Below are 3,330 nucleotides of genomic sequence, written 5' to 3' on the forward strand. Positions count from 1 at the left end.
CGCCGGCCGCGTTGAGTTCGGCGCCCCGGTCGGCCAGGCCGTACTCGGCCAGCTTCACGCGGTTGCCGCCGAAGGTGTTCGAGATCGCGACGTCGGCGCCGGCCATCGCGTAGTCGCGGTGCACCTGCGCCACGATCTCGGGCTCCAGGACGTTGAGCTCGACGGCGCACTGCTCCGGCGGAATCCCGGCGCGCTGGAGCATGGTCCCCATCGCCCCGTCGGCGACGAGCACCTCTCTCCCCAGCCTCAGCAGCACGTCCGGCACCGTCGCACCCGCCCTTCGCCACCCTCGCGCCAAGCAGTCTACCGAAAGGCCCGCCGCGCGCGGGCGTTCGCGGGCGGCGGCGCCTCTCGGTCACGCGCGACTCTAGAACTGCAGCGTGATCGCCCTGCGGGGACACGCGATGACGCACGCCTCGCAGTACACGCACTTGTCCTTGTCGAACTTCAGGCACCCGTCACGGCCGAGCGTGAGTGCGCCGGGCCGGCACACCGCCGTGCACAGGCCGCAGTCCACGCACCGCTCGGTATCGAGCACGATGTCGGACGCCGCCTCGTGGACGGTCAGCCCCTCCTTCTCGAGGAAGGCGATGCCGGAAGCAAGGTCGTCCTTGCCGCCCGTGAGCTCCACGAGCATCCGGCCCTCCTGGCCCGGCTGGATCTGCGCGCGCAGGATGTTCGGCGTCAGGTCGTGGTCCTTGACGAGGTGATAGACGATCGGGCGTCCCGCCTGCTTCGGCGGGAACGTGAGGTCGAAGCGCTTCTTGGCCATGTCAGATCGCCTCCCGTCCCTTGATCTCGAGCGGCTTGAAGCCCTGGCTTCCCGCCTGCGGCAACTGCTCGAGCGGTTCGGCGAGCTTGAAGCCCTCCTCGGCCACCCAGCGCTTGACCTCGGCGGCGATCTTGCGTGCAGCGGGCAGCGAGGAGATCGGGCCGGTCTGGACCTTGTGCCCGTCCACCTCGATCTCGCCGCTGCGCAGCTGAGCGTAGGTCACCCGCCCGAGCGCCGGACGGCTGCGCCCCTGCACCGCGTAGTCGAGCACCGTCGCCTGCAGGTCGGCGTCGGTCAGCGCGAGCGTCGCCGCCAGGTCCTCGTCGAGCACCGGGATCGGCACGCCGATGCCGATGAACGACGAGACGCCGTACTTCGTGAACGTCGCCGCCGAGAAGTACTCCGGCGACGCTTGCTTCAGGTCGGCGATGACCGCGAGAGTCCCCGATGGCGCCACCGGCACGCCGCGCTCGTCGCGCGTCTGGTTCGGGTTGTGCTGCGTTCCCTGCCATGCCACGTAGCCCGGGGCACCCGCCACGAAGCACCTCGTCCCGACGCCGATCGTGCGGTACGTCGGGTCGTTGAGCAGCGGCGAGAGCGCGCCGGCCGAGCAGTAGGTCGCGTTGCCGAACCGCGGCAGCAGCGTGCCGAGGTAGGTGTAGAGCGCGCGGTCGCCCGAGTTCACCGCGACCGCGTAGTTCTGGTACGCGTTGCGCGGGTTGAAGAAGTACGCCTGGTTCAGGTCGTCGAGCGTGATCCACGTGTCGATCTCGGTGCGCGGGTAGCAGTCCGTACCCGGCCCGGTGGCCTTCAGCCGCACGGCACGGCCCCGCAGCAGGTCCTCGACGACGTGCGCGCCACCGTACTCGATGCCGCGCGTGCGGCTCGGCTCGGTGATGCCGAGGTACGTGTCGACCGCCGCCAGACCGCCCGACGCAGGCACGTCGTTCAGCGTGATCTCCTGCATCTTGATGGGCGGGTCCGAATGCCCGAAGTTCACGAAGACGCCCGAGGAGCACATCGGGCCGAACGTCCCCGTCGTGACGACGTCCACCTTCTTCGCGGCCTTGGACACCCCGTCCTCGGCCGCGATCGCGGCGAACTCCTCGGCCGTCACCACGACCGCCTCGCCCGCTGCGATCCGGGAGTTGATCTCCTCCCAGCTCTTCGCCACCGCACTCACCTCCATATACAGACAAAGACCTCCCGCCCTCGTATGTCAGGGCGAGAGGCCTCCGATAAGAGTCCTTCGCGGTACCACCCGACTTCGCCGTCGCCCACGTTGCAGCGGCGGCCTCATCTTCTCGAGCACGGGACCGGTGGCTGTTCCCCGACGGCGGGATGTGTCGGAGGGTCCGATGCTCAATAGCCCGAGGTAACGGGGGCGTCCGTCCGGCATTACTTGGCGCACTGGTGCGCGCCGTTCCTCCGGAAGCCTTCCGGGGCCATGTTCCGCGGCCCGCCGAGCGCCGGTTCTCAGCTTCCCCGGCTCTCTGGCAGCTCGTGCGCTGCCGCGTACTCATCCCCATCAACGGCTTCGACTATGCGGTTGTGACGCGTAACGATACGAGCGAGGCGCGTGCCATGTCAACGCGACGGCCGCTACCCGCCCGCGAGCATCTCCCGCGCCGCGTCGAGGATCTCGCCGTGATCGAACGCCAGCTGCGGCGGGTCGTCGAGCGGGTGCCAAGCCGCCTCGGCGGCGTCGTCGCCGCCGGCGACCGCCACGTCGGGGTCGTCGAGGACCGCGAGGTACACCACCGACACCGTCCAGCCGCGCGGGTCGCGTCCGCGCTTCCCGAACCCGCCGATGCACGCGAGTGGGCCATCCCACGCCAGCCCGGTCTCCTCGGTGAGTTCCCGGCGCGCGCCGTCCTGCGGCGCCTCGTACGGATCGAGGAATCCGCCCGGCAGCGCCCACATGCCGGCGAAGGGCTCGTGGCCCCGGCGGATCAGCAGCACCTCGCGCCGGCCCGCGACGTCGCGGATCACCACGGTGTCGCCCGTGACCGCGGGCCGCTCGTACTCCTCGAAGCGGGTCACGCCTGCGGGCCGTCGCCGTCGCCGCCGCGCTGCGCCAGCGTGAGCAGCAGCGCGACGTAGTCCACGTAGCCCTCGCCCTGCTCCTCCTGGACCGCCTCGAAGAAGTCGCACTTGCGGCAGTGCGGGAACTTCTCGTCGAACGTGCCGCACACCACGCCGTTGCACAGCGTGCCGGGGATGACCCAACAGGAGCGGCCGGCGTTGACGCCGTCGTTCTTCCCATCGAGCCGGGCCTCGATCGCCGCGGCACACGGCCCCATCTCGGCCACCTTGTCGCCGCCGGGTTCGCGTCCGCAGTTCTTGTACTCCCAGCAGTTCAGCTTCGCCATGCCGCCGACCTTCCGAGACGTTCCGCCGCACTCCATAGAGCGTATCCCATGCCGAGCGGCACGCGCGACTGTGAGGATCCCGACGAACGGGCGACCGGCGCGCCCACGACGCTTTCACACGACCTCCACACCCGGTTCCTTGCGACCACACACACAGCGGCCACAATCTGCCTCGAAGGATCCCCC

General features: G+C 70.0%; 3 protein-coding genes and 2 pseudogenes (1 of these 5 cut by a window edge). All 5 read right to left on the reverse strand.

Translation table 11 applies throughout. The annotated features are described in order from the left end of the window. Positions 1 to 256 (reverse strand): annotated as a pseudogene (locus tag FDZ70_02170) (hypothetical protein); it reaches 80 nt to the left of the window's first position. Positions 257 to 367: 111 nt separating this feature from the next. Further along, on the reverse strand, positions 368 to 772 hold the full coding sequence (locus FDZ70_02175; protein TLM80104.1) for a hypothetical protein: 405 nt from the start codon (positions 770 to 772) through the stop codon (positions 368 to 370). Position 773: 1 nt separating this feature from the next. Next, on the reverse strand, positions 774 to 1,961 hold the full coding sequence (locus tag FDZ70_02180) for a hypothetical protein (protein TLM80105.1): 1,188 nt from the start codon (positions 1,959 to 1,961) through the stop codon (positions 774 to 776). Between the two features lie 413 nt (positions 1,962 to 2,374). Continuing rightward, positions 2,375 to 2,815, reverse strand: a complete 441-nt coding sequence (locus tag FDZ70_02185; GenBank protein TLM80106.1) for an NUDIX hydrolase — start codon at positions 2,813 to 2,815, stop codon at positions 2,375 to 2,377. A 65-nt stretch (positions 2,816 to 2,880) separates the two neighbouring features. Continuing rightward, positions 2,881 to 3,144 (reverse strand): annotated as a pseudogene (locus FDZ70_02190) (hypothetical protein). Positions 3,145 to 3,330 lie beyond the last annotated feature (186 nt).

The sequence above is a fragment of the Actinomycetota bacterium genome (assembly GCA_005774595.1).
Taxonomy (GTDB): Bacteria; Actinomycetota; Coriobacteriia; order Anaerosomatales; family D1FN1-002; genus D1FN1-002.

What these genes read in the sequence shown, in the direction of transcription:
- FDZ70_02175 (TLM80104.1), bottom strand. Translation starts at nt 772, where the DNA reads ATGGCCAAGAAGCGCTTCGACCTCACGTTCCCGCCGAAGCAGGCGGGA.
- FDZ70_02180 (TLM80105.1), bottom strand. Translation starts at nt 1,961, where the DNA reads ATGGAGGTGAGTGCGGTGGCGAAGAGCTGGGAGGAGATCAACTCCCGG.